Genomic DNA, 25,148 nt, shown 5'->3' with positions numbered 1-25,148 from the left:
GACGAGCATGACACCCGTCCGTCCGCGGGGTCCTCAACGCCGGCCCGTCAGCACGGTCACGTGGACGTGTTCGGTGAACGGCCCGTGCGGCTCCAGCGCGTCGCGGAGCCGTTCGGTGAAGGCCTGGCGGTCCGCGGGCAGCCGGTCGACGGGCAGCGCGGACAGGACACCGCCCACAATGGACTCCAGGTCGAGGGTGTCGGTGTAGTCGACGCCGCGCGTCTCGACCCGGAACCCGGCGGCGGCCAGGCTTTCCCGGTACCGCGCCTGGCTCTGCTCGTCGGTGCCGCACGCGTTGCCGGCGGGTGTGCCCAGCCACTGCTCCAGGCTTCCGCGCAACGCCCGCGACCAGTCGCTGTCCTGCAACCACAACGGCGTGCCGTTGGTCAGCACGGCAACCCCGCCACCCGGCCTGACCAGCGGGAACACCGTCCGGAACAGCTCGTCGTGCCGCATCCAGTGCAGTGCTTGGCCGATCGTGACCACGCCGACCGACCCGTCGCCCAGCACGGCGCGCAACGCGGGCACGTCCGCGTCCGTCCCGACCACCCACGCCAGGTTCGCCGCGCCCTCCGCCGCGCGGCGGGCGTGCGCCAGCATGTCCGGCTCCGGGTCGACGCCGATCACGGCGCGCACCCGTGCCGCGAGGGGCACGGTCACCTGGCCCGTGCCGCAGCCGAGGTCCACCGCGACGTCGTCCGGTGTCAGTCCGAAGACGTCCACCAGCGCGTCGAACGCCGCGGGCGGATAGCCCCGCCGGTAGCGGTGGTAGAAGTCGGCCACGTCGCCCCGGAAACCCTGTGCCATGACGACAGCGTGCCCACGGCCGCCGTGCGGGCGACAGCGATTGCGCTCACGGCGCAACGTCCGTCACTCGGTATGTTCCCCGCATGGAGCAGGTGGTGGAGATCTACACCGACGGCGCGTGCAGCGGCAATCCCGGACCGGGCGGCTGGGGCGCGGTGCTGCGGTACGGGGCGCACGAGCGCGACCTGTTCGGCGGGGAGTCGACGGCCACCACCAACAACCGGATGGAGCTGATGGCGCCGATCCGCGCGTTGGAGACCCTGAAGCGGCCGTCGGTGGTGCGGATCTACACCGACAGCACGTACGTCCGCAACGGCGTGCTGTCGTGGATGACCAAGTGGAAGGCCAACGGCTGGCTGACCGCGGCGAAGCAGCCGGTCAAGAACGTCGACCTGTGGCAGCGCCTCGACGCCGCCGCCACGCCGCACGAGGTCGAGTGGCACTGGGTGAAGGGGCACGCCGGGCACCCGGAGAACGAACGCGCGGACCGGCTGGCGGTCCGCGGCGTCCGGGCGGCGATGGAGTCAGATCTGCGGGCAGACGTCGTACATGACGCGGAACAGGCGTGAGGACTCCGGGCTCTGCCCCGGCGGCAGGTCGAAGTAGCCCTTGGCGGCCTCCACGCACCGGGTGAGCAGGTCGTGCTCGGAGGACAGCGCGGACTCCCGGGAACGGTTGGTCGCCAGCGTCGCGTCGGCCGCGTCCTGCTTCCCGCTCACGTCGGCGAGGCTGCGCTCCTGGTCGGCCCTGGCGGCCGCGATCGCGTCACGGTCGGCGCGTTCGCCCAGGTAGAGGACGGTGAACAGGCCCGTCACGAGGGCGAACACGGCGGCCAGCACGGTCAGCGCGACGATCGGCGCACGGCCCGCGGGCGCGGGCGGCGGTGGCGTCGGCGTCGGCTGGTACTGCAGCGGCACGCCGTTCGACGGGGTCGTCGGAGGCGGTGCGGGCGGGGTGAACAGCTGGTCGGACTCTGGCGTGGTCATGTCGGCTCCCCGGCTCAGCAGTTGTCGGAGGCGCGGTCGACGGCGGGCCCGAGGGCCGCGTCGTCGTCGTCCCGCGCCGCGATGATCGAGTCCCGGGCCGGGTCGGCGCACTTGTGCAGCTCGGCGTTCTGCGCCTCCAACGTGGCGATCCGGCCGGTGACGGTGTCGTTGGTCGACTCGGTCTCCTCCAGCCGTGCCTCGGCCGCGGTGAGCGACCGGCTCGTCTGGTCCAGGCGCTGGACCTCCAGGCCGTGCTCTTCCTTCGCGCCGACGAACAGCACGATCGTCAGCACGGACGCGCCGACCAGGACCACGACGAGCAGCCCGAGCAGCACGACGGCGGCACGTGACCGGGGCCGCGGCGGTGGTGGCGGTGACGGGATCGACAGCGTGTGGTCGGTCATGGCCCCTCATTTCCTTGAGATGCCACGAAAGTAGGGACCGGGACGACCACCGGCCAAGCCTCGGGCGGGCGGAAACTTCCGCTACCTGCCGGGCGTCGCGCCGAACCCGTCCCCGGACCGGGCCGGTCCGGGGACCGGGGTGCTCAGAACCAGCCGTTGTCGTGCGCGGTGAGGTAGGCCTCCGACCGGCTCGCCGCGCCCAGCTTCGCGACCGCCGCGGCCAGGTAGTTGCGCACCGTCCCGGCGGACAGGTGCGTCCGGCGCGCGATCACGGCCACCGGCGTGTCGTACTCGGCCAGCCGCAGCACTTCCAGCTCGCGCGGCGTCAACGGGCAGGGCGGCGTGGTCAGCGCGTCCGCCGCCAGCTCCGGGTCGACGTACCGGGCGCCGCCGTGCACGCGCCGGACCACGTCCGCCAGCGTGCCGCCCGGCGATCCCTTCGGCAGGAACCCCTTCGCCCCGGCCGACAGGGCGCGTTGCAGGTGGGGCGGCTTGCCGCGACCGGTCAGGATCACCACCGCGCAGGCCGGCAGCGCCGACGCCAGCGACGCGGTCACCTCGAACCCGTCCAGCCCCGGCATCTGCAGGTCGACCACGGCCACGTCCGGCCGGTGCGCCAACGCCGCGCGCACCGCCTCGCGGCCGTCGCCCGCCTGGGCCACGACCTCGATGTCCGGTTCCAGGCCGAGCAGCGCCGCCACCGCGACGCGGATCAGCTCCTCGTCGTCGGCCAGCAGCACGCGTATCACGTCCGCACGGTCGCCACCAGCGTGAACACCCCGTCCTCCTCCCCGGTGCGCACCGTCCCGCCCACCCGGGCCAGCCGCTCGGCCAGCCCGCCCAACCCCGACCCGAAAGACCCCGACCCGCGCGGCCCGCGTGCCCCAGTGGCGCCATCGTTCGCCACGGTCAGCCGCACCTCGTCGGCGTCCGCCACCACGTCGACCGAGCACCACCGCGCCCGGCTGTGCCGCAGCACGTTCGTCCCCGCCTCCCGCAGCGCCCACGACAGCTCGCGGGCCGCCGCGGGCAACTCCGCCGGAACCGACACCGTGCACCGCACCCCGGCCGAGGTCAACACCTGCTCGATCGCCGACGCCTGCTCGGCCGGCTCCACGGTCCGGTACCCGTGCACGGCCTCCCGCAGCTCCGCCAACGCCGCCGCGGCCAGCGCGCGCACCTCGTCCGCCTCCGCGCCGGCCCGTTCACCGTCCACGACGGCCAGCCGTGACGCCAGCTCCGCCTTCAGCGCGATCACGGTCAACCGGTGCCCCAGCAGGTCGTGCACGTCCCGCGCGAACCGCAGCCGTTCCTCGATCACCGCCAGCCGTGCCCGCGCCTCACGGCCCCGCTGCGCCTGCGCCACGAGATCCCACAGCCACACCGGCAGCACGTGCATCAACGCCAACCCGACACCGACGCCACCGGCGATCACCAACGCCCGCAACGGTTCCGGCGACACCACCACCGCCACCGCGACCACCACGGGCGCCACCGCCCACGACCGCCGCCGCACCAGCACCGGCGCCGTCCCGACGAGCGCCGCGCCGACCCACGCCCACGTGTCCCACCGGCCCACCGCCACGGGCGCCAGCAACGGCACCGACAGCAGCGACGCCGCCACGAACGCCACGTCCCACCGGCCACGCGCCGCACCCGGCGTCACGGCCGCGTACAGCACGCCCGCGTGCGTCGCGCCGAACAGCACCACGCCGACCAGCCCCGCCACCGCCCAGGCCGGCCGGGTCTCCAGCAGCACGCCGACACCCGGCCCGGCCAGGCTGGTCGACCACGCCACGCCCAGCGACACGAGCGTGAGCACCCTCGCCCGCCGCATCATGCGCTCACCATGCCAGCGACACGCCGACGAACGCGTCGACCACGACGCAGCCGAGCGCGTACCAGGTGGGCACGACCAGCTTCGCGCGGAAGTGCACGAGGTCCCACGCGGCGTGCGCGAGCCAGCCCGCCGCCACCACGTACCGGCCCACGTCGGGGTCGACGAGCAGCGCCACCCCCGCCACCAGGCCGAAGCCCGCCACGCCGGCGAGCTGTGCCCACAGCACCCGCGGCCGGCGCAGCTCGCCGCGCGCCAAGCCGATCACCAGGTACGCCAACGCGATCGCGACGAGGCCCCACGTGCCGGACCCGGTCCAGTCGCCGTCGTCGTCGGCCACGATCGCGATGCCCAACGCGGTCGAGATCACCAAGGAGAGGATCGAAGAACGTCTCATGACCACCACGTTGGGGCCGACGGCGCACAAGTCCCACCCCCGCCGTGTCATCACGAACCCGTGCGGATCGCACGGTCCGACCGTGCGCTAACCCCGCAGCACGGTCGCCAGCCGCCGCATCCCCTCCACGATCTCGTCGGTCGTGTTGGTGGTGAACGACAACCGCAGCGTCGACCGGTCCGGCGTCGTCGCGTAGAACGGCGCGCCCGGCACGAACGCCACGTCACGCGCCAACGCCGCCGTGATCAGCTCCGCCGTGTCCACCCCGCCCGGCAGCGTCACCCACACGAACATCCCGCCGTCCGGGTCGCTCCACCGCGTCCCCGCGGGCACGGTCGACGGCAGTGCGCCGATCATCGCGTCCCGCCGCTCCCGGTAGGCCGCGCACAGCCCGCGGATGTGCTCGTCCAGGTCGTTCGCCTTCAGGTACGACGCCGCGGCGGCCTGGTCGACGGTGGACGTGTGCAGGTCCGCCGCCTGCTTCACGATCACCAGCGTGCGCATGATCGACGCGGGCGCGCGCAGCCAGCCCAGCCGCATGCCCGGCGCGCCGACCTTGGAGAAGCTGCCCGCGTACAGCACGCGGTCGCTCATCGAGGCCAGCGACGGCACCGGCTCGCCCCGGTAGCGCAGCTCGCTGTACGGGTCGTCCTCCACGACCCACAGGCCGTGCCGGTCGGCGAGCGCGGCGATCTCGGCCCGCCGCCCGGCGCTCAACGTCCGGCCGGTCGGGTTCGCGAACGTCGGCACCAGGTACAGCAGCTCGGGCCGTTCCCGCTCGATGACGTCCGCCAGCGCGGCCGGGTCCATGCCGTACTCGTCACCCGCGACGGGCACGATCCGCGCGTCGGCGAGCTGGAAGCACTGCAGGGCGGCGAGGTAGGTCGGCTCCTCGACCGCGACCACCGCGCCCGGCTCCAGCAGGGCGGTCGCGACCAGCGTCAACGCCTGCTGCGAGCCGGACGTGACGAGCAGGTCCTCCACCGCGGTCGGCAGGCCACGCCCGCTGAGCCGGTCGGCGACCAGGCCGCGCAGGTCCGCGTCGCCCTCGGTGGGCGCGTACTGGAGGGAACGGCGGGACACGGCCTGGTCGTAGGCGGCGCGCAGGGCGTCGACGTCGAACAGCTCGGGCGCGGGCAGGCCGCCCGCGAACGAGATGACCTCGGGACGGGAGGTGAGGGCGAGCAGGTCGCGGACCGGCGAGCCGGCGAACGTGCGCGGCATGGGAGGGGCTCCTCGGAGTGGTCGGGCGGAAGCGTTCACGCGGTTGTGCCACGCATGAGGTAGGCCGCACTGGGGTCGAGGCGCCGCCGCCATCCTACCGCCCGGGTTGACAGGGCATATGCCGCGCGAGCTATATTCCCGTCATGGCATCTACGTTCGCGGTGCTCGCCGACCCGCACCGGCGCCGGATCCTCGACGTGCTGCGCGACGGCGAGCGGCCGGTCAACGACCTGGTCGACGGGCTGTCGGTGAGCCAGCCGACGGTCTCCAAGCACCTGAAGGTGCTGCGCGAGGCCGGGCTGGTCGAGGTCAGGCGGGACGCCCAGCGGCGGCTCTACCGGCTGCGGCCGGGGCCGCTGGCCGAGATCGACGCCTGGCTCGCGCCGTACCGGCGGATGTGGGAGGACAGCCTGGACGCCCTGGAACGCCGACTGGACGGCAGCGGCCGAACGGAAGGGGAGGACTGATGAGCACCGAGTTGCGGAGGATCGACGGCAAGCCCGTGCTGAGGTTCGAACGGGTGCTCGCGCACCCACCGGCCAAGGTGTGGCGGGCGGTCACCGAGCCCGCCGAGCTGGCGCACTGGTTCCCGGCGGAGGTGGCGATCGACGGGCGGGAGATGACGTTCTCCTTCCCCGACCAGGTCGCCACGGGCGAGGTGCTGGAGTCCGACCCGCCGAAGGTGTTCGCGTTCCGCTGGAACACCGACGTGCTGCGGTTCGAGCTGCTGCCGCACGAGCGCGGCTGCCTGCTGGTGTTCACGCACGTCCTCGGCGACGAGCACGGCGCCGGGCGCAACGCCGCGGGCTGGGACACCTGCCTCGCGGGCCTGGAGGCGCGGCTCGCCGACCGCCCGTTCGAGCCGCCGGCGGACGTGCGCGGCCCGATGGAGCACTACATCCGCGAGTTCGGGCTGGACGAGGGCCGGGTGGACGACGGCGTGGTCCGGTTCGTCCGCGACCTCGTCTGGCGCCCGCTGGACGAGGTGTGGGCGCTGCTCACCGGAGGCGAGGAGGGCGTGCCGGCCCGCGCGACCAACCCGCACGTGCCTGCCGGGCCGCTGGTCGAGCGGACGCCGCCGCGCGTGCTGGCGTTCGACTCGCCGACCGGCCGGGTGCGCTGGGAGTTCCGGCACGACCCAGACCAGGGCACCACGGTCGAGCTGACGCACGCCCTGGCCGACCCGGCGTTCGCACCGCGGGCGCTCGCGGCCTGGCACGCGCACCTGGAGCTGTTCTTCGCGGCCACGTTCGGCGACACCGGCCGCCCGTGGCCCGAGGACCGGGTCGCCGAACTGGTCGGCCGCTACCGCAGCTGAGCGTCCACGCGGGCCAGGTGGTCACGGCCGTACGGCCCGTTCTCCAGCCCGTCGACCAGCACCCGGGGCAGGTCGGCGCGGATCTCGGCGGACCGTGACGCGGCGGCCAGGGCGACGGTCGCGACGGTGTCCACGTCACCGGTGAAGGCGACGCACGCCCGCAGCACCGAGCTCAGCGAGCCGCCCTCGGCCAGCGCCGTCAGCGCCGCGCGCACGCTCATCACGCCCTTCGGCCCGACCTTGCCCCGCCACGGCCGCGCCCACACGTCGGAGCCGAGCCGTGCGGCGACCCACGAGCCGACCTCCGCCACCGGACCCAGCCCGTGGTGGCAGTAGTGCACGGCCAACGCCGCCGCCCGCGCCGCCGCCACACCGTCCGGCGTGTCGTGGGTGACCTTGGCCTGCACGTCGGTGTGGTGCAGCACGTCGGCCACGGTGGGCAGCAGCCCGGCCGGCGCGGCGCGCATCGCCGCGCCGCTCTTGTCGCTGTCGGGCCGGATGCGGGCCAGGAACTCCGCGCCGGTGTGCACGCTCTCCAGAAAGGCCTGGAAACCCCGCGCATATCCCTCGCGCGGGTCGCGGTGGAACGCGGTCACGAACGCCGACGCCACCGACTCGGGCGTCCACGGCGCGCCGGACGCCCGCAGCTCCGCCAGCGCCAGCGTCATCTGCGTGTCGTCGGTGTAGCAGCCGGGGCGAATGCCGAGGTGCCTCGGGTGCTGCACGTACCCCTCAAGGGTGTTGTGGCTGGTCACGAGCGACTCGGCGGCGTACTCGAAGCCCGCGCCGTACGCGTCCCCGATGGCCAGTTCGACAAGCATGCCGCACACCGTATAGCGCGAGTTATAACTGATTCGATATATCCCATTTCACCCGGTCGAGTGGTACGAATCTCGTGACCCCAAGACATCCCTGTGCGCGAGCGATCGCGTGTCTTCGGAATCGAGGAAACCCTTGCGAATCACCAGGTTGATCACCGTGCTCGCGGCGGCGGCGCTCTCGCTGCTCGCCGTCGTCCCGTCGGCGTCGGCCGCGCCGGCGACCGCGGACGGCGGCGTGACGCCGTACATCATCGGCGGCGGCTACGCGAGCAACGCCCCGTGGGCGGCCCGGCTGTTCTCCAACGGCAGGCAGACGTGCAGCGCGACCATCATCGCGCCGACGTGGATCCTGACCGCGAAGCACTGCGTCAGCGGCGGCGGGCTGTCGTTCCGCATCGGCAGCCTGGACCAGACGTCCGGCGGCACGGTGGCCAACGGCGTGCAGACCCACAACCACTCGTCGGACCTGTCGCTGGTCCGGCTCGACCGCTCCGTGTCCGCGACCTACGCCCGGCTCGGCCAGCCGGGTTCGGTCACCGTCGGCCAGAACGTGCAGGTCTACGGCTGGGGCGCGACGTCCCGGTGCGGCTCGGAGATCAACTGCCAGTCGCAGTACCTGAAGGTCGCGAACGTGACCGTCACGGGCGGCTGCACCGACGCCTACGGCGGCAACGCGATCTGCGCCCGCCGCGGCGACGGCATCACCGCGGGCGGCGACTCGGGCGGTCCGATGATGGCGGGCGGCGCGCAGGTCGGCGTCGCGTCCACCAGCGACCGGCAGACCACCACCGCCTACACCAACGTGACGCGCTACCGGTCCTGGATCCAGTCCATCGCCGGCGTCTGATCCGCCGCGCGGGACCGGGGCGTCACAGCACGCCCCAGTCCCGCGAGCGGGCCATCAGGTGGCCGTGCACCAGCGCCACCGACGGGTTCGCCAGCCCGCCGACCCGGGTGGCCAGGAACAGCGTGTTCAACGGTGGCACGGCCGCCTGGTGCGCCAGCTCCACCGACCCCGCCGCCAGCGCCGGGTCGGCCAGGTACCGCGGCAGCGCCGACACGCCGGCGCCCGCGACCACCGCCGCCAGCACCGCGCGCAGGTCCGGCACGACCACCGCGACCGGGTTGGGCGGGCGGCGGCCGAACTCGCTGCGCCAGTACCGCCGCACGATCGGCAGCTCCTCCGCGTACGCGACCAGCGGCAGGTGCGCCAACGCGCGCACCGGGTCGGCCGCCAGCAGCGCGCGGTCGATCGTGCGCACCACCGTGGGCGCGCCGACCAGCACGAACTCCTCGTCCACGAACGGCGTCGCGACCACCGCGCGGTCCACGGGGCGCACCGCGGACACCACCAGGTCCAGCCGGGCGTTGACCAGCGCGGCGAGCAGGTCGTCGGCCAGGCCGAGGGTGACCCGCAGCCGCAGGCCGCGCGTGGTCAGCGGCGCCAACGCCGGCAGCACGCGCGCGGCCATCACCTCGACCGCGCCCGCCAGGTGCACGGTGCCCGCGTACGCCTCCCGGTCGTCCACTTCGGACAGCGCCGACCGCAGCTCGTCCACGTGCGCGCCGACCCGGCGGGCCAGGGCGTCGGCACGCGCGGTCGGCGTGACACCGCGGCTGGAGCGCACGAACAGCGGCTCCCCCAGCTCCCGCTCCAGCCGGGCCAGGTGCCCGCTCACCGCCGGCTGGGTGAGGCCGCGGCGCTGGGCGGCGGCGGTCAGCGAGCCGGACCGGTAGATCTCCACGAACGTGGACAGCAGGTCGAGATCGGCCACCGCGCAACTCCACAGCTATAAGAAGCCTTATGGCTCGCCGAACGGTACCGGATGAAACGTGATGGGGTGGTGGTTGTCCGGGTCGTACCTCGACATCGTGAAGGGAACGAACAGATGAGCAGGGTTCTCGTGGTCGTCTCGGCGGCCGACAAGCTGGTGCTGGCCGACGGGTCGAGCCACCCCACCGGGTTCTGGGCCGAGGAAGTGGTCGAGTCGGTGCGCGTGCTGCGGGACGCGGGCGTGCGGGTGGACATCGCCACGCCCGGCGGCGTGCGGCCGACCGTGGACGCGGTCAGCCTGACCGAGGAGTTCGGCGCGTACCTGGCGTCGATCGACGACGAGCTGGCCGCCCCGCTGCGGCTGGCGGACGTCGACGTCGCCGACTACGACGGCGTGCTGCTGCCCGGCGGGCACGGCCCGATGGCGGACCTGGCGTCCGACGCGGACCTCGGCCGGCTGCTGGTGGCGTTCGACGACGCGGGCAAGGTCGTCGGCGCGCTGTGCCACGGCCCGGCCGGGCTGCTGTCCGCGGTGCGCGAGGACGGCGCGTTCGCGTTCGCCGGGCGGCGGCTGACCGTGTTCACCGACGAGGAGGAACGCCAAGGCGGTCTGGCCGTGCCGTACTTCGTGGAGGCGCGGCTGCGCGAGCTGGGCGCGGTGCCGCAGACCGGTCCGGCGTGGTCCAGCACGGTCGTCGTGGACGGCAACCTGGTCACCGGCCAGAACCCTCAGTCCAGTGTGGACACCGCACGCCGGGTGCTCGACGCCTTGTCGTAGGCCGATCGCGCGGCCTCGATCTCGTCCTCGTGCCGCAGCGCCCACTGTCCCAAGGGGACGACGAAGCCCAGCAGGGAGCGGCCGAGCGCGGTCGCCGCGTACTCCACGCCGGCGGCCTTGCCCGGCCGCACGTCCCGGCTCACCAGGCCGTCGCGCTCCAGGTTGCGCAGGGTGCGGGTGAGGATGCGGCGGCTCAGGTCGTGCACGGCGCGGTCCAGCTCGTTGAAGCCGTAGGGGCGTTCGGCGAGCAGTGCCAGCACCAGCAGGCTCCACTTGTCGCCGACGCGCGCGAGCAGGTCGGACACCGAGCAGGCGGCGCGGTCGGCGGCCGTGACCGGCACCGGGACCAGGGACATCGATGTGCCTTCTTTCGGGTCGTCGCGGTCGCGCGTCAGGCTCCAGGTTATGGCGAACGCGGTGATCACGGGCGGCACGAACGGCATCGGCCGGGCCTTGGCGGAACGGCTCGCGGGCGAGGGGCACCGGGTCGCGGTGGTGGGCCGGTCGGCCGCCGCGCCGGACGGGGTGGAGCTGATCCGGGGCGACCTCCGCACGGTCGCCGGCACCGCCGCGGTGGCCGACGAGGTGGCGTCGCGGTTCGACGTGGTCGACCACATCGTGCTCGGCGCGGGCCGGTTCACCCGGCGCCGCGAGGTCACCGCCGACGGCTTGGAGCACTCGTTCGCGCTCTACGCGGTGAGCCGGTTCGCCCTGGTGGAACGGCTGCTGCCGGTCTTGGAGCGGTCGGCGGCGCCGGTGGTCGTGAGCCTGTGCGGCGTGGCCGGGCTGCGCGGGCCGGGCATCCAGTGGGACGACCTCGCGCTGAGCCGCGGGTTCCGGGCGTTCCGGGCGGTCAGCCAGGGCGCGCGGGCCGCCGACCTGCTCGGCGCCGGGTTCGCCGACCGGCACCCCGGCAGCGCGGTGCGGTACGTGCTGCACAACCCCATGTTCGTGGACAGCGGGCTCGGCGCGCAGGTCGGCGGGCTGCGCGGCCGGGCACTGGACCTGGTGGCCCGCCTGGTCGCCCGGTCGACGGCCGACGCGGCGGGCCAGGTCCACCGGTTCCTGGCCGACCCGCCCGCCACGCCGTTCACCGCGTCCCGCGCGGGCGTGCCGGTCGACCCGGGCAGGCCCGAGTTCGACCGGGCCGCCGCCGCCCGGCTCTACGCCGTGCTGGAGGACATCACCGCCTCGGCGCGGTGACGCGGCACGACGGCGAGCACCACCCCGGCGACGACGGTCGCGAGCCCGCCGACGGCCAACGCGCCCGCCGAGCCGAACCCCGTGCCCGCCAAGGCGATCAGCGCCGCGAGCCCGATCGACCCGCCGACCTGCTGCGACGTGGTGGTCAACGCGGAGGCCACGCCCTGCTCCCCGTCGGCCACCCCGGACGAGGCGGCGACGAACATCGCCGGGAACGTGAGCCCGCCGCCGACGCCCCACACCACCAGCCCCGGCAGCAGCAGCGGGAACCCGCCGTCCCACGCCATCGCGCCGGCCAGCAGCCCGAGGCCGACGCCGTTGACGGCCATCCCGACCACCAGCGCGGTCCGCACGCCCCACCGGGCGATCGCCGCGCCGGTGCCCTTGAGCGACGCCGTCATCGACACCAGGGTCAGCGGCAGGAACGCCAACCCGGCGGCCAGCGGCCGGTAGCCCAGCCCGTCCTGCAGGTAGGTCGTGAACAGGTAGTACGCGCCGCCCAGCGAGCTCTGGAACACCAGCACGACGCCGATCGCGCGGACCAGCGCCCCGTTGCCGAACAGCCGCAACGGCACCAGCGGATCGCGGGCCCGCCGCTGCACGGCCACGAACACGCCGAGCACCACCACCCCGCCCGCCGCCGCGAGCCCGCCGCGGACCCAACCCGACTCCGGGCCGGTGACCAGCCCGAACACCACCAGCACCGACCCGGCGGTGGCGAGCAGCACCCCCGGCACGTCGAACCGCCGCCGCTCACCGCCGACCCGGTCGGCCGGCAGCACCGACACCGCCAGCGCGGCGGCGCCCAACGCCAGCGGGACCAGCAGGAACAACGTCCACTCCCAGCCCAACGCGTCGGTCAGCACGCCGCCGAGCAACGCGCCCGCGGCCAACCCGCCGCTGCCGGCCGCGCCCCACACCGACAACGCCCTGGTCCTCGCCGGCCCCTCGGCGAACGTCGTGCTGATCAACGCCAGCGTCGCGGGCGTCAGCAACGCGCCGCCGACGCCCTGCGCGGCACGCGCCCCGACCAGCACGCCCGGCGTCGTCGCGAGCCCGCCGACCAGGCACGCCAGCCCGAACACCACCAGGCCGGCGACGAACGCTCGGCGCGCGCCGAGCCGGTCGACCACCCGGCCCGCGCACAGCAGGAGACCGCCGAACGCGACGGCGTAGGCGCTGACCACCCATTGCAGGGACTGACTGGAAAAGCCGAGCGCCCGCCCGATGTCGGGCAGCGCCACGTACACGATGTTGTAGTCCACGGCCACGATGAACTGGGAAAACGCCAGCAACGCGATCGCGAGCCCGGCACGGGGGCGTGCCGGGGCCACAGTGGTGTCCACGCGTGATTCACCCCGTATTTTTACTGCACGGCGTATAGTTTCGACACGGCGGACAGTACCGGAACGGGGTAGCGTGTCAACCGTGGGAGACCGAGTGCCCAACCGGCGGGCGAGGCTGCGCGCGGAGACGTCGGCCGAGATCAAGACGATCGCGCTCAAGCTCATGGCGACCGGCGGCCCGGACGCGATCTCGCTGCGCGCCATCGCCCGCGAGATGGGCATGACGGCCAACGCCATCTACGGCTACTACGCCACCCGCGACGACCTGATCACCACGCTGATCAACGACGTCTACGCCGACCTCGTGCAGCGCTTGGAGGCGGCACGCGACGCGCGGCCGGCCGGTGACGCGGCGGGCCGGATCGTGGCGTGGGCGGAAGGCCTCCGCACGTGGTCGCTGGCCAACCCGGAGGGCTTCCGGCTCGTCTACGGCGACCCGGTGCCCGGCTACCAGCCGCCGGAGGAGGGCGTGGAGGCGGAGCGGCGGGCGTGCGCGGCCCTGGTCAGCCTGGTCGCCGACGCCTGGCCGAAGGCCGCGCGGCGCCAGTCGCACGGCGGGCACGAGTGGTCGGACTTCGACCCGCACGTCGTGGAGACCGTGCGGGCCGAGCACCCGGACCTGCCACCGGCGGCCGTCGCGCTGTCCTTGCGGGTGTGGGGCCGGATGCACGGCCTGGTGGCGCTGGAGGTCTACGGCCACCTGCGCGGGCAGACCCGTGAGCCGGGCAAGGTCTACCGGGCCGAGCTGGCCGACCTCATCTCCTCACTCGACCTCGCCTGACCCACCCGGCCTCACCTCCCCACACCCGGCCTGCCGGAACACCCGGCGTCAGCGGAGCGCGCGGAACCGCAGGTGCACGACGTCGTCCGCCGCGGTGGCCTCGATCCGCTCGAACTCGGCGGGCGGCAGGCCGTCCAGCAGCCGCGCGCCCCCGCCGAGCAGCACGGGCACCAGCTGGAGCCGGATCTCGTCCACCAGCCCGGCGCGCAGCACGTGCCGCGCCGACTCCGCCGCCGCCATGACCAGCACGTCCTTGTCCCCCGCCGCGGCACGCGCCTGGGCGACCGCGCTCTCCGGCCCGTCGGTGACGAACGTGAACGCCGCCGACTTCATCGCCAGCGGCGGACGCTCCTCGTGGGTCAGCACGAAGCTCGGCGCCGGGAACGGCGTGTCCTCCCAGTGCGGCAGCCCCAGGTCGAACGTCCGCCTGCCGAGCACGACCGCGCCGACCGTCGCCGCGAACGCCGCGTCGCCGTCCGAGCCCTCGGCGAACAGCCACTGGTGCAGCCGTTCGCCTCCCTCACCCATCGGGTGCTCTTCGCTCACGTTCGGTCCGGCGCTGTACCCGTCGAGCGACACCGAGCCGTTCAACACGACTTTCGTCACGGTCGTCCTCCAGTGAACTCGGCGCGCACGCCCAGCAGGCGCACGGCGCGTGTGTCGTCGAATCTTGCCAACGCCGCCACGGCCGCGTCCTCGATCCGCTCGACGTCCGTCGTGGGCTCCGCCAGCGGCACGCCCCGCGTGTAGGTGAAGAACGGCACGAACCGCACCTTCACCACCACCCGGACCGCGGGCCGCCCTTCCGCCCGCACGTCCTCCGCCACCCGCCGCGCGAGCAGCCGGACCTGCTCCCGGATCTCGTCCGGGTCGGTCAGGTCCTGCTGGAACGTCGTCTCCCGGCTGCGCGACCTGGCCACCCACGGCGTCGCGGTGACGTTCGTGTCGCCCGCGCCCAGCGCCAACCGCCGGAAGTGCGGCCCCATCGCCGGACCGAACCGCGCCGCGAGCGCCTCCGGCTCGGCCCGCGCCAGCTCCGCGACCGTGCCGATGCCCAGCTCCGCGAGCTTCGCCGCGGTCCGCGACCCGATGCCCCACAACGCGGCCACCGGCCGTGCGGCCATCACCTCGACCCAGTTGTCCCTGGTGAGCCGGTACACCCCGGCGGGCTTGGCGAAACCGGTGGCGAGCTTGGCGCGCAGCTTGTTGTCGCCGATGCCGACCGAGCACTCCAGCCCGGTCTCCGCCTTGACCGCACGGCGCGCGGTGTCCGCCAACGCCTCCGGGTCGTCGGTGCGCGCGCCCAGGAACGCCTCGTCCCAGCCGAGCACCTCGACCACCACCGGCAGCTCCCGCAGCACGTCCATCACGTGCGCGGACACCTCCTCGTAGGCGGGCGCGTCGGACGGCAGGAACACCGCGTCCGGGCACTTCTTCTTCGCCAGCCGCAACGGCATCCCCGAGTGGACGCCGAACTCCCTCGCCTCGTAGGACGCGGTGGCCACCACGGCGCGCTGCGTCGGGTCGCCTGCTCCGCCGACGACCACGGGCCTGCCGCGCAACTCGGGCCGGCGCGCCACCTCGACCGCCGCGATGAACTGGTCAAGGTCGACGTGCAGGACCCAGTCCGGTCCGGACACCCCGCCAGTATCGCCGTGGGAGGCTGTCACCGTGCGACCGGAAGAACTGGCCCACCTGCGCCGGGCACGGGACCTGATGGACCGCGAGTACGCCCGCCCGCTGGACGTGCCCGCCCTGGCCCGCGCCGCGCTCATGTCGCCGTCGCACTTCGCCCGGCAGTTCAAGCTGGCCTACGGCGAGACGCCGTACAACTACCTCATGACCCGGCGCGTCGAACGGGCGAAGGCCCTGCTGCGCCGGGGCGACCTGAGCGTCACCGAGGTGTGCGTCGAAGTCGGCTGCACGTCGCTCGGCTCGTTCAGCTCGCGGTTCACCGAGCTGGTCGGCGAGCCGCCCAGCGCCTACCGGGCGCGCCGCCACGACGAGGTCGCCGCGGTGCCCGCGTGCTGGTCCAAAATGGTCACCCGGCCGAGCAGATTTCGAGAAGCACCACTCTGACCGGCGCGGATAGGTTCTCCGGCATGAGCATGAAGATCTCACACACGTTCCTCCAGGTCCGCGACCAGGAAGAGGCGCTCGGCTTCTACCGCGACGTGCTCGGCCTGGACGTGCGCACCGACGCGCCCGTCGAGGCGTACCGCTGGCTGTCCGTCGGTCCCGCCGGCCAACCCGACGTCGAGATCGTCCTGGAGGACCCGCGCATGGGCCGGCCCGCGGACGACGCGACCGCGCTGCGGGAGCTGATGGCCAAGGGCTCGCTGGGCGCGGTCATCTTCCGGGTGGACGACTGCGACGCCACGTTCGAGCGGCTCCGCGCGGCGGGCACGGAGGTCTTGCAGGAGCCCATGGACCAGATGTACGGGGTGCGGGACTGCGCGTTCCGCGATCCGTCGGGCAACCAGCTGAGGTTCTCCGCGCCGCTCAAGGACTGAACCGCGCCGTTTCGCGGCGGCCCGGTCCGTGACACGATCACCACGTGCCGACCAGCCCACGCGACCGCGACGACCAGGGCCGCGCCCGCAACGCGCGCCCCCGCGACGGGCTCGGCCGCCCGCTGCCCTACGGCCTGCCGGGTGTCGAGCGCCAGCCGGAAGGCGTGCCGCGCACGCCCGCCGAGGCGCTCGCCGAAGCACAGCGCCTGCTCGACCTCGGCCGGCCGTTCCACGCGCACGAAGTGCTGGAGGACGCGTGGAAGGCCGCGCCCGAGTCCGAACGGGAGCTGTGGCGGGGGCTGGCGCAACTGGCCGTGGGCATGACCCACGCCGCGCGCGGCAACGCGTCGGGCGCCTCGGCGCTGCTCGGCCGCGGCGCGCGCAACATCACTCCCTATCGTGACGATCCGCCGCACGGGGTGGACGTGGCGGGTCTCGTGGCCTGGGCCGCGTCGGGCGCCGGCGTGCCGCGGCTGACCGGGGGTTCGTGAGAAGCCGTCGACGTACCCAGGGCCTCGAAGTTGGGCCGAACGCCCGCTTGGCCGGCTCCGCCACGGGGTAACTGGTGGTCGACCCACCTCACCCTGGAGGTTTCCCGTGTTAGCGATCATCGCCGCGGTCATCTTCGGCCTCGCCCTCCTGCTCGACCTGGCGAACGCCTCGCTCGGCAGCGTGCTGGACGGCGGGACGCTCCTCGTGGCCGGCCTGCTGTGCGTGGCGTTGCACCTGGCCGGCGTCGGCGCGGGCGCGCGGGCGCTGAGCTTCCGCCGCCGACGCTGAAGATCACGGCCCCCGCCGGGTGCGGGGGCCGTCCCGGATGGACAATCGGCGCGTGGACGTGTCCGCGCGCCGAGTGATCGACCAGCCACCCGAGGTCGTGGCTCGGTACGCGATGGACTGGCGGCACGACCACGAGTGGACGCAGGGCATCAAGCGGGCGGAGCTGAGCGCGCCCGCGCCCGGCGGCGGGTTCGGCGTCGGCGCGGAGGTCACGCGCACCGCGCACTTCCTCGGCAAGCGCATCGACTACGTGCTGCGGGTCCTGGCGCACGAGCCGCCGACGCTGCTGGTGATGAAGTCGGTCGCCGGGCCGTTCCCGATGCACGTCACCTACCGCTTCGACGCCGCACCCGCCGGCGGGACGACGGCGTCCATCCGCGTCCGCGGCGACGCGGGCAGGCACTACCGGCTGGTCGGGCCGCTCATGGCGCTGTTCGTGCGCGCCAACCTCCGCAAGGACCTCCGCGACCTCGCCCGCCACGTCGGCTGACGAGGACGGCTCACTCCCGGGGTGGCGGCACCGAGAGCAGGCACGCCACGCACGGCATGCCCTCGGGTTCGGGCAGCAACTCCGCCGTGTCGAGGTCGAGCTTCTCCCCGCACAACGTCAGCAGCGTCGACCGCGTGCCGTCGTCGGGCAACGGCGCCAGGTGGCAGCTCCGCTCCCACTCGCCGACGAGGTCGCCGCGCTTGCGCACGAGCAGGACGGGCTCGGTGTGGTCCAGTGCCATGACGAAACGTCCTCTCCCCAGAGACCAGCAGTCTGGCACCGCTCCCAGAACTGCGCGACCACGGTTTCGCGACGATGTCCGCGGCACCGCGGATATGCTCCGCCGGTGATCAGGGTGCTGCGGGACTTCTCGACCGGTGTCGGACTGCTCGGCCAGGGCTTCTCGCTGGTGTTCAGGTCGCCGAAACTGCTGCTCATCGGGGCCGTCCCGGCGTTGATCACGACCGTGCTGCTGGTCGGCGGCCTGGTCGGTCTCGCCGTGTGGATCGACGAGATCGCCGCCTGGGTCACGCCGTTCGCCGACGACTGGAACGAAGGGCTGCGCGCCGCCACCCGGTTCGCCGCCGGGTTCTCCGTCATCGGCGCGTTCGTCGCGATCGGCCTGCTGCTGTTCACCGCGATCACGCTGATCATCGGCGGACCGTTCTACGAGCACATCGCCGAGACCATCGAGGACACCCACCTCGGCGGCGTGCCCGAGGCCGAGCGGGTGCCCTGGCTCAAGTCCGCGGCGGTCGGCGTGCGGGACGCGATCCTGCTCGTCGGCATCGCGATCCTCTGCGCCATCCCGCTGTTCGCCGCCGGTTTCATCCCGGTCGTCGGCCAGACCGTGGTGCCCGTGGTCGCGGTGCTCGTCAACGCGACGCTGCTGGCGATCGAGCTGACCGGCATCCCGTTCACCCGGCGCGGCCTCAAGCTCGGCGTGCGCAGGCGGACGCTGCGCAAGCGGCGCGCGGTCACGCTCGGCTTCGCCGTGCCGGTCTACCTGCTGTGCCTGATCCCGTTGGCGGCGCTCGTGGTGCTGCCGGCGGCGATGGCAGGCGGCACGGTCCTCGCGCACCGCCTGCTCCACGACCAGCTCAAGTGAGCCCGGCGGGTCAGGCGAACGGCACCCACGCCTGCCGCGCCAACCCGTCGATCCGGCTGACCTGCACGCCGACCGCGGACACCGTCCACAGGTCGTCGCCGATCACCATCGCCCGGCGGATGCCCGGGTCGTAGGCCGACCCCTCGTGCCGGACCGTGCCCAGCGCGGAGAACGCGCCGTCACCGAGCCGCAGCACCAGCAAGCCGCCCGTCGGCCCCGACGTCCGCTCGCCCGCGCCCGACTCGATCACCGGCAGCACCACCAGGTCGCGGGCCGGCCAGTACAGGAACGCGTGCGGGTCGTACTCGACCTCCGAACTCGCGCCGGGCAGGTGGTGGCCCGCGACCTTGGTCGGCGCGGCCGGGTTCGACACGTCGAACAGCGACACCTGCGTGCCGGTCACCCGGCCCTGCTCCGTGGCCTCCTGGCCGACGCCGATCAGCTTCCCGTCGCCCGCGGGGTGCAGGTACGCCGAGTAGCCGGTGATCTTCAGCTCACCCACCTTGCGCGGCCGGGCCGGGTCGGACAGGTCCAGCGTGTAGAGCGGGTCGACCTGCCGGAACGTCACCACGTACCCGACCGGCCCGGCGAACCGGACGCTGTAGATCCGCTCGCCGACACCGAGCCCGTCGACCTTGCCGACCTCCGCGAGCGTCGCGCCGTCCCGCTTCAGCACGGTGACCGCGCTCTGCGTCACGGGCGCCTGCTCGGGCACCCGCTCCGGGACGCCCCACCGGTCACCGGACGTCGTCGCCACCCGCAGGTGCCCTTGGTGCTCGGACAGCGAGTACTGGTTGAGCAGCGTGCCCGCGACCCGACCGGACGCCACGTGCTTCGGCGGGCCTGGCCGCGACACGTCGAACTGGTGGATCGCCGTCGACGCGGGCGCGGGCGGCTCGGACCGCGTCATCGGCCGCAGGTGGTGGTCGTCGGCCACGTACAGCGACGTGCCGGTGCCGTACACGGTGTCGCCGTCGGCCATGATCGTCACCGCGTCGCCGCTGCCGAGCTCGCCCGGGAAGTCGAACGTCAGCACGGACAGCATCGACGTGGCCGAGTGCTCCTCCGGGTGGCTGACCCGGTCGCACGCCACCAGCGTGCCCTCCGAGCGCGAGCCGTCGACATCGGACAGCGCGTAGCGGGGCAGCCACGACTCGATCGGCGCGGTGGCGACGAGTTCCCGGTTCGCGATCAGGGACTCCGCCTCGCTGCGGCCTTCCGTCGGGTACACCCACGGCAGCCGGGGCCCCGAGTGCACGACCACCCGCACCACGCCGCCGACCTGCCGCGCGTCGACGTACCGGCCGTCCACGTTGAGCGTGCCCAGGACGCGCGGCGCGCCCGACAGGTCGACCAACGTCACCGACGAGTCCTCGACGTGCACGTCGACCGGGCCGTCGACCCCGATCGCCGGCTTCGCCATGCCCTGCCCGCCGCCGATGAGCAGCGCGCGGTCCTCGTGCAGCAGCAACTGGGTGGAGTGGCCGGGCACGTCGAGCGTGCCGGTGAGCTGACGGGTGGCCACGTCCACCACGCGCAGCTTGCCGTCGACCACCGTCACGACCCGCTTGCCGTCGGTCTTGACCAGGTCCGGCTCGTCGACGCCCACCTCGTGCGCGTTCGTCTTCGAGTGCTCGGGCACGGCGGCCGTGTCGGTCGGCGAGCTGCTGATCCGGCTCTCCTTCGCCAGGTCGGCGTCGGCCGCGTCCAGGAACATGCCCCCGCCCAGCCCGTACACGGTGACGTGCGGCGCGATCGCCTCCCGGAGCTCGGCCAGCGCGGTGTCGCACGTGTCGAACGCCACCAGCTCCACCGGCACGGCCTCGATCGGCGGCACGATCCGCCAGTCCTCCTCGGTGGGCACGGCGGACGCCGCGCTCACCCCCACCACCAGTGCCGCGCCGCCGAACAGCGCCGCACGCGTACCCCAGGACCATCGCCTCATGCCCCCAGGACGGGACGGACGGGGCAAAGGGTTGCGCGGCCCCGGTCAAGAACCTCGGCGTAGGCCGATCGGTCGCATCAGGGGCGACATGATTGAGTAGGGCAGGACCGATTGCCCAACACCCCCGCGTCCGGGGGTGGAGCGACCACAGGAGAGTCAAATGGCCCCGAGCAAGCCCGAGGTCGAGCCGTACGAGGGCGCCGCGCCCGCCGACCTGGTGATCGAGGACATCACCGTCGGCGACGGGCCCGAGGCGTCGCCCGGTCAGCTCGTGCACGTGCACTACGTCGGTGTGTCGCACTCGACCGGCGAGCAGTTCGACGCTTCCTGGGACCGCGGCGAGGCGTTCAGCTTCCCGCTGGGCGGGGGTCGCGTCATCGCCGGCTGGGACCGCGGCGTCGCGGGCATGAAGGTCGGCGGCCGGCGCAAGCTGGTCATCCCGGCGCACCTGGGCTACGGCGACCGCGGCGCGGGCGGCGTGATCAAGCCCGGTGAGACGCTGATCTTCGTGGTGGACCTGCTCGGCGTGAACTAGTGCCGTGACCGGCCACTAGTGCCCCGGCGGCCCGGTTGCGACCTCTGCTCCGTTCGGAGCATTTGACCCGAGGGCGGAACCGGGCCGTTCACCATTGCGTCATCCTGGGTGGACCAACCGCGCGTCATCTTCGAGGGGGAAAGCCGTCGTGCCCGAGGACATCGGCGCGTCCGAGCGCATGCTCGGCCAGTGGCAGCAGAGCATCGAGCAGAAGGCCGAGCGCTACCAGGAGATGGCCGCCCGCGTGCAGGGCATGACCATCTCCGAGGCGTCGCGCGACGGCTCGGTGAAGCTCACCATCGGCTCGAACGGCATCCTGACCAACCTGGAGATCGCCGAGTCCGCGCGGGACAAGCGGATGGCCGAGGTGTCGGCCGAGGTGATGAGGACGTTGCAGCGCGCGCAGGCGCGCATCCCGGAACTGCTCCAGCAGGCCATGGCCGAGACCATCGGCACGCAGGACGAGACGGCCAACGTGCTGTTCAACGAGGCCAAGCGCAACTTCCCCACCCCGCCGCACGAGGAGCCCGCGCCGCCGCCGGTCGGCCGTGAGCTGCGCTTCGGCATCGAGGAGGACGACGCGCCCGCGCGCCCGGCCCCACGTCCCGCGCCGCCGGCCACGCCGTCCGCCCCGCCGCCGTCCGCCACGCCGCCGTCGCGCAGGCCGACGCGCGGGCCGGACGAGGACGACGACTTCGGCGGACAGTCCTTCCTTTCCTAAACCAGCTTTCCAGGGGGATCGCATGGCCGGTTTCGAGATCGTCGCGGAAACGCTCGAGGCGCACAGCAAACAGCTGGACGACCTGGGCTCGCGGCTGCAGGGCGCGGTGGACGCGGCGAAGACCGTGAGCATGCCGACCGACGCCTACGGCATCATCTGCCAGCCGTTCCGGATGATGCTCGACCCGGTCGAGCAGTGGGGGCTGGACGCGCTGCAGGGCGCCGTGGAGGCGATGGACGCAGCGGGCAAAGCGGTGAAGGACACCGTCAACCAGTACCGCGAGATGGAAGAGGCGATCCGGGACAGCTTCAAGGCCGGTGACTGATGGCGGGCGAGAACCCCCTGGTCGAAGCGCCGCCCGCGGAGTCGAGCTCGTTCTTCAACGCCGGCACCGGTGACAACGGCTGGGCGACCGGCGTGTCCATCGCGGAGTCGGCGATGGACACGTTCAACGGGATCAAGGACGGCAACTGGGTCGAAGCCGGCCTGGGCATGGTCGGGTTGGCGGCGGACGCGGCGGCGATGGGGCGGACGCGGCGGCGATGGCGATCGACCCGTTCGGGACGTTGATGTCGTCGGCGGCGTCGTTCCTGATGGAGCACGTGCAGCCGCTGAAGGACATGCTCGACTGGCTCGCGGGCAACCCACCCGTGATCGAGTCGTACTCGACGACGTGGAACAACGTCGCCGAGGAGTTGGGCAAGATCGCCGAGGAGTACACCTCGGGGGTGCAGCGCGGCACCGAGGGCTGGACCGGGTCCGCGGCGGAGACGTACCAGACCAACTCCAAGGTCCACGGCGACGCGTTGACCGGCGCGGCGTCGGCCGCGGGCACGGTGGGCACCGTCGTGGGGCTGATGGGGATGGTCGTCGGGTTCGTGCGCGAGATGGTGCGCGACCTGATCGCCGACCTGGTCGGCAAGCTCATCGCGTGGGTGCTGGAAGCCGTGTTCTCGCTGGGCTTCGGCACGCCGGTGATCGTCGCGCAGGCGGTCACCGCGATCTCCAAGTGGGCCGCGAAGATCGCCAAGATCATCCAGGACCTGCTGAACACCATCAAGAAGGTCTCGCCGATGCTCAAGCGTCTGGTCGAGGTCTTCGAGAAGATCATGAAGGTGGTCGGCAAGCTCGCCGGCAAGGTCACCGGCCTGGACGTGCTCGACCCGAAGAACATCAAGAAGGGCGGCTTCCTCCAGACCGGCAACACCGACATCGACACCCCGTCCGGCAGCCCCGACACCAGTCCCTCGGGCACCGGCCGTGACGGCGGCACCGGCAACACCGACTCCGGCGACACGTCCACTTCGGACACCGGCAACCCGTCGAACCGGCCGAGCGACAGCACTTCCACGTCCAGCACGAGCACCACCACGGACCCCACGACGTCGTCGTCGCGGCCCGGCCGGGGCGACCCGACCGACGTGCCCACGCCGACCTCGCGCCCGGGCAACAATCCCAACGCCCCGGACAACGACCTGCCGCGCGGCAACGTGCCGGGTCCCGGCAACCCTCCGCCCGGCCGCACGCCCATCGGCGAACACCGCGGCGGCCCCGGCGGCAACTCGCCCGTCGGCGAACACCGCGGCGGACCTGGCGGCAACTCGCCCGTCGGCGAACACCGCGGCGGACCTGGCGGCAACTCCCCGGCCGGCAACTCCCCGATCGGCGAGCACCGCGGCGGCCCCGGCGGCCAGCCCGCGCCGGGCGGCTACACCGGTGGCGGCAGCCCGAGCCCGAACGGCGGCCCCGGCGGTGGCGGCAGCCCCAGTGGTGGCGGCAACCCCGGCGGTGGCGGCAGCCCGAACGGCGGCGGCCCTGGTGGTGGCGGCAGCCCGAGCAACGGTGGCCCCAGCGGTGGCGGCAGTCCCAATGGTGGCGGATCGCCCAGTGGCGGCGGTGCGCCGAACTCCGCTCCCCCACCGCGCTTCGACCAGACTTCCGCGGCCAACGCCGCGACCCCCGAGGCACCTTCACGCCCCGACCACTCCACCACCGGCGCTCCCAACAACCCGGGCAGCACCAACCCCGGCCCGCAGGGCACCCAACCCGGCCCCGGCAGCGCCCCACCGGCGGGCGCACCGGGTGGCGGAGCACCCGGTGGCGGCGCGCCAGGCGGCGGCAGCCCCGGTGGCGGCGGCGCGCGACCGGGCGGCGGAGGCTGGACCGGCACCCCCGGTGGCCGAGGTGACCTGGGCTCCGGCATCCCGCCCGCACGCGGCCCGGAACACGTCGGCCCGTCCTCGCACGGACCGTCAAGCACGAGCCCGTCTAACACGAGCCCGTCCTCGCACGGACCGTCGGGCACCAGCCCGTCAGGCACGAGCCCGTCGCACACCGGCCCGTCGCACGCGAGCCCCAACACGCCTCACCACGGCCCCACCACCGGCCCGGGCACCCCGCACACGAGCCCGAACCCGCCCCACACCGGCCCTTCCGGAACCGGCCCCTCCCACACGGGCCCCGGCAACACCGGCCCGAGCCACGCCCGTCCGCAAGGCGGCCCGACGCCACCACACGCCGGTCCACCACAAGGCGGTTCCCCCTACGGCGGGCCGCCACACGGCGGTTCGCCCCACGCGGGCCCGAGCCACACGAACCCCTCGCAGGCCGGCCCGCCGCACTCCAACGCGCCGCGCCCCAACGGACCGCACAACGGCCCGGCACACCCCTACTCCCCGAACGCCCCGCACACGCCGAACGGGCCGAACTCACCCAGCGGGCCGAACTCGCCGAACGGACCGCACTCGCCGAACGGGCCGTCGCACACCAGCCCGTCCCAGCACACCCCGAACAACGGTCCGCCGAACCGGGGTCCGGCGGGCGCACCGCACCAGCGCGACGGCAGCCCGGACTTCACCCGTCCCCGCGGCGGCGACGGCCCGGTGCCGCACACCCCGAACCGGCCGTTCGACGGCCCACCACCCCAGCGGCACCCCGACGCGCAGGCGCCCACGCCCCGCCGGGACCCGGACACGCAGCTCCCGCCGCGTCGCGACCAGGACGGCATCCCCGCCCAGCGCCGCGACCCGGAAGCGTGGTCCCCGCCCCACCGCGACACCGACCCGAACACCAACCGGCCCGACGCGGACCGGCCGACCAACGACCGGCCGGACAGCGAGCGGCCCGACAGCGAGCGGCCCGACAGCGAGCGGCCCGACAACGACCAGCCGGACAACAGCACCCCGGACAGCGACCGGGCCGATACCGACCCGAACGCCGACTCACCCAACCCGGACAACCCCACCAGCCCCGACGCTGACCGACCGGACATCGACGAGGCGCACGCCCGGCACGGCGAGGCCACCCCCGCCGGCATCTCGCACCACCGGGGCGACAGCGACATGGGCGACCTGCCCCACCGCGTCCCCCCGGACCCCCGC

32 protein-coding genes and 1 pseudogene are annotated in these 25,148 nt (G+C 73.7%); 18 read left to right on the top strand and 15 right to left on the bottom strand.

Going from position 1 to position 25,148, the window contains the following annotated elements; genetic code table 11:
- Positions 1-33 precede the first annotated feature (33 nt).
- Positions 34-807 carry a class I SAM-dependent methyltransferase gene (locus ADK67_RS43880; protein ID WP_053722539.1) on the bottom strand — a complete coding sequence of 258 codons (774 nt, stop codon included), beginning with the start codon at positions 805-807 and terminating at the stop codon, positions 34-36.
- An 83-nt stretch (positions 808-890) separates the two neighbouring features.
- Between ADK67_RS43880 and rnhA the strand changes: the two genes are divergently transcribed.
- Positions 891-1,376: a ribonuclease HI gene (gene rnhA, locus ADK67_RS43875; RefSeq protein ID WP_053722538.1), complete on the top strand. Its 486-nt coding sequence runs from the start codon at positions 891-893 to the stop codon at positions 1,374-1,376.
- Here rnhA and ADK67_RS43870 read toward each other — a convergent pair.
- The 6 genes from ADK67_RS43870 to ADK67_RS43845 form a co-directional block, all read right to left on the bottom strand.
- Positions 1,332-1,793, bottom strand: a complete 462-nt coding sequence (locus ADK67_RS43870; RefSeq protein WP_053722537.1) for a hypothetical protein — start codon at positions 1,791-1,793, stop codon at positions 1,332-1,334. The two genes, rnhA and ADK67_RS43870, sit on opposite strands and share 45 nt — an antisense overlap.
- Positions 1,794-1,807: 14 nt before the next feature.
- Complete coding sequence (locus ADK67_RS43865; protein ID WP_053722536.1) at positions 1,808-2,197, bottom strand: hypothetical protein; 390 nt, start codon at positions 2,195-2,197, stop codon at positions 1,808-1,810.
- Positions 2,198-2,340: 143 nt separating this feature from the next.
- On the bottom strand, positions 2,341-2,946 hold the full coding sequence (locus ADK67_RS43860) for a response regulator transcription factor (RefSeq protein ID WP_082404741.1): 606 nt from the start codon (positions 2,944-2,946) through the stop codon (positions 2,341-2,343).
- The gene (locus tag ADK67_RS43855; protein WP_053722534.1) at positions 2,943-4,037 is read right to left on the bottom strand and encodes a sensor histidine kinase; all 1,095 of its coding nucleotides are present in this window, start codon (positions 4,035-4,037) and stop codon (positions 2,943-2,945) included. Before ADK67_RS43855 ends, ADK67_RS43860 begins: the two co-directional genes overlap by 4 nt.
- 4 nt (positions 4,038-4,041) lie before the next feature.
- Entirely contained in the window at positions 4,042-4,431 is a 390-nt protein-coding gene (locus ADK67_RS43850) for a hypothetical protein (RefSeq protein ID WP_157621573.1), read from the bottom strand.
- A gap of 87 nt (positions 4,432-4,518) precedes the next feature.
- On the bottom strand, positions 4,519-5,655 hold the full coding sequence (locus ADK67_RS43845) for an aminotransferase-like domain-containing protein (RefSeq protein ID WP_053722532.1): 1,137 nt from the start codon (positions 5,653-5,655) through the stop codon (positions 4,519-4,521).
- A gap of 143 nt (positions 5,656-5,798) precedes the next feature.
- On the opposite strand from ADK67_RS43845, the gene ADK67_RS43840 reads away from it, so the two are divergent.
- Positions 5,799-6,122, top strand: coding sequence for an ArsR/SmtB family transcription factor (locus tag ADK67_RS43840; protein WP_053722531.1), 324 nt, complete (start codon positions 5,799-5,801; stop codon positions 6,120-6,122).
- The gene (locus ADK67_RS43835) at positions 6,122-6,973 is read left to right on the top strand and encodes an SRPBCC family protein (RefSeq protein ID WP_053722530.1); all 852 of its coding nucleotides are present in this window, start codon (positions 6,122-6,124) and stop codon (positions 6,971-6,973) included. The genes ADK67_RS43840 and ADK67_RS43835 overlap by 1 nt, the downstream gene beginning before the upstream one ends.
- On the opposite strand, the gene ADK67_RS43830 is transcribed toward ADK67_RS43835, so the two are convergent.
- Positions 6,961-7,794, bottom strand: a complete 834-nt coding sequence (locus tag ADK67_RS43830; RefSeq protein WP_053722529.1) for an ADP-ribosylglycohydrolase family protein — start codon at positions 7,792-7,794, stop codon at positions 6,961-6,963. The genes ADK67_RS43835 and ADK67_RS43830 overlap by 13 nt on opposite strands.
- Positions 7,795-7,927: 133 nt before the next feature.
- Here ADK67_RS43830 and ADK67_RS43825 point away from each other — a divergent pair, with 133 nt between their 5' ends.
- Positions 7,928-8,641 carry a S1 family peptidase gene (locus ADK67_RS43825; RefSeq protein WP_053722528.1) on the top strand — a complete coding sequence of 238 codons (714 nt, stop codon included), beginning with the start codon at positions 7,928-7,930 and terminating at the stop codon, positions 8,639-8,641.
- A gap of 22 nt (positions 8,642-8,663) precedes the next feature.
- Here ADK67_RS43825 and ADK67_RS43820 read toward each other — a convergent pair whose 3' ends face one another.
- Positions 8,664-9,569 carry a LysR family transcriptional regulator gene (locus tag ADK67_RS43820; RefSeq protein ID WP_053722527.1) on the bottom strand — a complete coding sequence of 302 codons (906 nt, stop codon included), beginning with the start codon at positions 9,567-9,569 and terminating at the stop codon, positions 8,664-8,666.
- 114 nt (positions 9,570-9,683) lie between these two features.
- Between ADK67_RS43820 and ADK67_RS43815 the strand changes: the two genes are divergently transcribed.
- A complete protein-coding gene (locus ADK67_RS43815; RefSeq protein WP_053722526.1) occupies positions 9,684-10,346 on the top strand; it encodes a type 1 glutamine amidotransferase domain-containing protein in 663 nt (220 codons plus the stop codon).
- Here ADK67_RS43815 and ADK67_RS43810 read toward each other — a convergent pair.
- A complete protein-coding gene (locus tag ADK67_RS43810; RefSeq protein ID WP_053722549.1) occupies positions 10,298-10,702 on the bottom strand; it encodes a winged helix-turn-helix transcriptional regulator in 405 nt (134 codons plus the stop codon). The two genes, ADK67_RS43815 and ADK67_RS43810, sit on opposite strands and share 49 nt — an antisense overlap.
- Before the next feature lie 49 nt (positions 10,703-10,751).
- Between ADK67_RS43810 and ADK67_RS43805 the strand changes: the two genes are divergently transcribed.
- Positions 10,752-11,549 carry an SDR family NAD(P)-dependent oxidoreductase gene (locus ADK67_RS43805; protein ID WP_053722525.1) on the top strand — a complete coding sequence of 266 codons (798 nt, stop codon included), beginning with the start codon at positions 10,752-10,754 and terminating at the stop codon, positions 11,547-11,549.
- Here the strand turns inward: ADK67_RS43805 and ADK67_RS43800 are convergent.
- Positions 11,510-12,895 (bottom strand): MFS transporter, encoded by a 1,386-nt coding sequence (locus ADK67_RS43800; RefSeq protein WP_197289906.1) that lies wholly within the window; start codon positions 12,893-12,895, stop codon positions 11,510-11,512. The two genes, ADK67_RS43805 and ADK67_RS43800, sit on opposite strands and share 40 nt — an antisense overlap.
- Positions 12,896-12,977: 82 nt before the next feature.
- On the opposite strand from ADK67_RS43800, the gene ADK67_RS43795 reads away from it, so the two are divergent.
- Positions 12,978-13,676, top strand: coding sequence for a TetR/AcrR family transcriptional regulator (locus ADK67_RS43795; protein WP_053722523.1), 699 nt, complete (start codon positions 12,978-12,980; stop codon positions 13,674-13,676).
- A 48-nt stretch (positions 13,677-13,724) separates the two neighbouring features.
- Here the strand turns inward: ADK67_RS43795 and ADK67_RS43790 are convergent, their stop codons facing one another.
- On the bottom strand, positions 13,725-14,282 hold the full coding sequence (locus tag ADK67_RS43790) for a dihydrofolate reductase family protein (RefSeq protein WP_053722522.1): 558 nt from the start codon (positions 14,280-14,282) through the stop codon (positions 13,725-13,727).
- The gene (locus ADK67_RS43785) at positions 14,279-15,316 is read right to left on the bottom strand and encodes a DNA polymerase IV (protein WP_053722521.1); all 1,038 of its coding nucleotides are present in this window, start codon (positions 15,314-15,316) and stop codon (positions 14,279-14,281) included. Before ADK67_RS43785 ends, ADK67_RS43790 begins: the two co-directional genes overlap by 4 nt.
- Positions 15,317-15,392: 76 nt before the next feature.
- On the opposite strand from ADK67_RS43785, the gene ADK67_RS43780 reads away from it, so the two are divergent.
- The 5 genes from ADK67_RS43780 (at position 15,393) to ADK67_RS43760 (ending at position 17,459) form a co-directional block, all read left to right on the top strand.
- A complete protein-coding gene (locus ADK67_RS43780) occupies positions 15,393-15,755 on the top strand; it encodes a helix-turn-helix transcriptional regulator (RefSeq protein ID WP_053722548.1) in 363 nt (120 codons plus the stop codon).
- 23 nt (positions 15,756-15,778) lie between these two features.
- Positions 15,779-16,189 (top strand): VOC family protein, encoded by a 411-nt coding sequence (locus tag ADK67_RS43775; RefSeq protein WP_053722520.1) that lies wholly within the window; start codon positions 15,779-15,781, stop codon positions 16,187-16,189.
- A 44-nt stretch (positions 16,190-16,233) separates the two neighbouring features.
- Complete coding sequence (locus ADK67_RS43770; RefSeq protein WP_053722519.1) at positions 16,234-16,680, top strand: DUF309 domain-containing protein; 447 nt, start codon at positions 16,234-16,236, stop codon at positions 16,678-16,680.
- A 106-nt stretch (positions 16,681-16,786) separates the two neighbouring features.
- Complete coding sequence (locus tag ADK67_RS43765) at positions 16,787-16,969, top strand: hypothetical protein (protein WP_053722518.1); 183 nt, start codon at positions 16,787-16,789, stop codon at positions 16,967-16,969.
- Between the two features lie 52 nt (positions 16,970-17,021).
- Positions 17,022-17,459, top strand: a complete 438-nt coding sequence (locus ADK67_RS43760) for an SRPBCC family protein (protein ID WP_197289905.1) — start codon at positions 17,022-17,024, stop codon at positions 17,457-17,459.
- Between the two features lie 10 nt (positions 17,460-17,469).
- Here ADK67_RS43760 and ADK67_RS43755 read toward each other — a convergent pair whose 3' ends face one another.
- The gene (locus ADK67_RS43755) at positions 17,470-17,700 is read right to left on the bottom strand and encodes a hypothetical protein (RefSeq protein WP_053722516.1); all 231 of its coding nucleotides are present in this window, start codon (positions 17,698-17,700) and stop codon (positions 17,470-17,472) included.
- Between the two features lie 114 nt (positions 17,701-17,814).
- Between ADK67_RS43755 and ADK67_RS43750 the strand changes: the two genes are divergently transcribed.
- The gene (locus ADK67_RS43750; protein WP_082404746.1) at positions 17,815-18,567 is read left to right on the top strand and encodes an EI24 domain-containing protein; all 753 of its coding nucleotides are present in this window, start codon (positions 17,815-17,817) and stop codon (positions 18,565-18,567) included.
- Positions 18,568-18,577: 10 nt separating this feature from the next.
- On the opposite strand, the gene ADK67_RS43745 is transcribed toward ADK67_RS43750, so the two are convergent.
- The gene (locus ADK67_RS43745; RefSeq protein WP_157621571.1) at positions 18,578-20,512 is read right to left on the bottom strand and encodes a beta-propeller domain-containing protein; all 1,935 of its coding nucleotides are present in this window, start codon (positions 20,510-20,512) and stop codon (positions 18,578-18,580) included.
- A gap of 160 nt (positions 20,513-20,672) precedes the next feature.
- Here ADK67_RS43745 and ADK67_RS43740 point away from each other — a divergent pair, with 160 nt between their 5' ends.
- From ADK67_RS43740 to ADK67_RS43720, 5 genes and pseudogenes are all read left to right on the top strand, one after another.
- The gene (locus ADK67_RS43740) at positions 20,673-21,047 is read left to right on the top strand and encodes an FKBP-type peptidyl-prolyl cis-trans isomerase (protein ID WP_053722514.1); all 375 of its coding nucleotides are present in this window, start codon (positions 20,673-20,675) and stop codon (positions 21,045-21,047) included.
- A 148-nt stretch (positions 21,048-21,195) separates the two neighbouring features.
- Positions 21,196-21,768, top strand: coding sequence for a YbaB/EbfC family nucleoid-associated protein (locus ADK67_RS43735; RefSeq protein WP_053722513.1), 573 nt, complete (start codon positions 21,196-21,198; stop codon positions 21,766-21,768).
- Positions 21,769-21,790: 22 nt separating this feature from the next.
- Entirely contained in the window at positions 21,791-22,093 is a 303-nt protein-coding gene (locus ADK67_RS43730) for a type VII secretion target (protein WP_053722512.1), read from the top strand.
- On the top strand, positions 22,093-22,338 hold the full coding sequence (locus ADK67_RS43725; protein WP_053722511.1) for a hypothetical protein: 246 nt from the start codon (positions 22,093-22,095) through the stop codon (positions 22,336-22,338). Before ADK67_RS43730 ends, ADK67_RS43725 begins: the two co-directional genes overlap by 1 nt.
- Positions 22,311-25,148 (top strand): annotated as a pseudogene (locus ADK67_RS43720) (hypothetical protein); the annotation flags it as partial. The gene ADK67_RS43725 and the pseudogene ADK67_RS43720, both read left to right, overlap by 28 nt.

Origin of the sequence: Saccharothrix sp. NRRL B-16348, from assembly GCF_001280085.1 — a bacterium.
GTDB lineage: Bacteria > Actinomycetota > Actinomycetes > Mycobacteriales > Pseudonocardiaceae > Actinosynnema.
The sequence above is the reverse complement of the archived record's forward strand: the minus strand, read 5'-3'. Positions and strand labels throughout refer to the sequence as shown.